The organism is Shimia sp., assembly GCF_049116215.1.
Lineage (GTDB): Bacteria > Pseudomonadota > Alphaproteobacteria > Rhodobacterales > Rhodobacteraceae > Shimia.
Window position 1 is genome coordinate 1 of sequence record NZ_JAGDZB010000016.1, and the last position, 502, is coordinate 502.

The following is a 502-nucleotide window of genomic DNA, read 5'->3' on the forward strand; positions in this document are numbered from 1 at the left end:
CAAATCCTGCTCCCGCAACCAATAATGTCGAACAACAAGCCACCTCCGGGTGGCTTTGTTCGTTCTGGGACACTCCCAAGCTCAACAAACCAGCCAGGGCGCCTACGAGCTCAATGTTCATGCCGCCCTCGGCGTTGGGCACAAGGCGAATGCTCTCAAGCAGCGACCAGATGATCGTCGTGGCTTCTGCCCTGGTCTCAGGATCGTTCAAAGCTTCCGTCAGGTTGGCGACCTTGTTCCGGTATACTTCTGACAAGTTGCGGTGCAGCATGACAGGGGCAAGAGGCTCGGCTTCAGCCAAGTTGGCTTCAAGGTCGCGCTTGCGCGCTTCCAAGCTGTCCATCTTTGCCTTCATGCTCTCGTGCAACAGCCCTTCCGCAATGGCGTCGACAATACGGCCGATCTGATGAGAGACTTGCGCCAATTCCCACTTGGTCTTGGCGTCATCAACAGACCTCTGGGCGGTGAGGCGGTTGTGCTTTGAGGCGCTTCTGGTCTGCGC

1 pseudogene is annotated in these 502 nt (G+C 57.4%); it reads right to left on the reverse strand.

Annotated elements, in window-relative coordinates:
* A pseudogene (locus JXR15_RS21080) lies at nt 1-502 on the reverse strand (recombinase family protein); the annotation flags it as partial.